The organism is Lutimaribacter pacificus, from assembly GCF_900142185.1.
Classification (GTDB): domain Bacteria; phylum Pseudomonadota; class Alphaproteobacteria; order Rhodobacterales; family Rhodobacteraceae; genus Lutimaribacter; species Lutimaribacter pacificus.
Genome location: NZ_FQZZ01000027.1, coordinates 1 through 1,558, shown reverse-complemented (window position 1 = coordinate 1,558; position 1,558 = coordinate 1). Strand labels below are relative to the sequence as shown.

Here is a 1,558-nt window from a genome sequence, read left to right as displayed (position 1 = left end):
ACTTCAATCTCGGGTCTGAACTTATGGTCGGCCATAAGGTCGGACTTAGCACCGACGCTGAAACCCCGTCAGACGGCCTCCACCGGAGGCATACGTTCAACTGATTTTCTTCAACAGTGCGGCACGCGCAATTGGCTCGCACCCCTGCCAGGCCTTCTCGGACTGACTGATGAGACGTCTGCTCCTTTCATCGCTCGGACCATGAATGATGGCGGATCGAACCTTGTAGAACTGTCTCAGTTGTTCTCCTATCGAGGTTTTTTCGTCGTCAGTGACTGCTAACAACTCAGCAGCGGATTTTTCGAGCTCTCTTCCAATTGACCGTCCTCGAGGCTTGAATAAGCGCTCGAACACGATCGCTAAGTCCAGAACCCGGTCATCCAGTGCAAAACGTCCGTCGCGTCTATGCGCTTCGGCGAGCCTTTGAATGATGGCGGCCATTTCCGGATACTCAGTGTTGCGCCGTTTGGCAAAGAGCTCTTTGACCAGTTTGATCTGCTCGGTTTCAACGAATTCGGATTTGTCAAAAGGAGAGAACAGGTGGCTGATTGAGCGGCCTTTGTGCGTTTGAGCGGCGTCGTGATGGGAGCCTAGGAGCTTTGCTGCGCGGCGTGGAATGCACCCTTCGAATGTTGCGAGCCACGAAACACGATAGCTCATCACTACTGATAGCAGATTGGCAAACTCGGCCGCCCAGCGATGAAACAGCGGCGGTGGATTCCTTGTTTCCGGTTCTGGGGGAAAGTGCAGGTTCCCGACGCTGGGCCTCCAGGGAAACCGCCGCACGATACCAAAAACCTGCTCCATGCGCCGCCAGCTCACTTGTTCCGCGGCAACCGCTTTCAGCCAGTCCATGTCAACGTAGTCAGCAAGATGTTCGAAGGGGAGCAGCGCATATTCTTCCCCGAGATCGACTTCCTCCTCAAAGCGTGCCCCGCAGTATACTGCCACATCGATCGCCGTTCCCAAGGATTCAGCTTTTTGCGCGCCGGCTTGCACCAATGAGAGTTCCAAGAGTGTGCTCAAGTCCGATGCTGGCTTGAGGAACGGTTCCGTAGTCCCTTCGTCTTGACACTCCATAAGGCCGACAATCAGCTGACTGAGCGTCGTCATTGAGGTGTGATTCAGGATTCCGATCTGGAAGTCGTCGCGTTTGAGGTCTCTGCCCATGGCGCGTGACAAGGTTGGATGGTCTCGCAAGACTCCACGGGCGGGGTCCAGTGCAGCTTTCAGATTCTTGAACTTTCCGGTCGTTCCAAAACGAGCCTCGAACAGCGCATCGTCATAGAGCTTCGCAATTGCTTCGCTGGGATATGGCGTTTCGTCCCGACCGTTGCGAAGGATCCGAGGATACCCACTCGGAGTGAAGTACCACTGCAGAAATGGCCGCTGTACCACTTCTAGGTTGTGGAGAGAAGCACAAAGCCTCTTGGTCCATTCCGTGCGGTCGTAGTTGTCGATTTTGACCTGCCCCCCGCGAAATCCCTCATCATGATGTAGAGTCTGCCCAACCTTGAAGGAGCAGACGAATGCGAAAGAGCCGTTTTACCGAGGCGCA

At 54.9% G+C, this 1,558-nt stretch carries 1 protein-coding gene; it reads right to left on the bottom strand.

The annotated features are described in order from the left end of the window. Positions 1-96: 96 nt before the first annotated feature. Positions 97-1,398 carry a HEPN domain-containing protein gene (locus F3H87_RS21720; protein ID WP_149789856.1) on the bottom strand — a complete coding sequence of 434 codons (1,302 nt, stop codon included), beginning with the start codon at positions 1,396-1,398 and terminating at the stop codon, positions 97-99. Positions 1,399-1,558 lie beyond the last annotated feature (160 nt).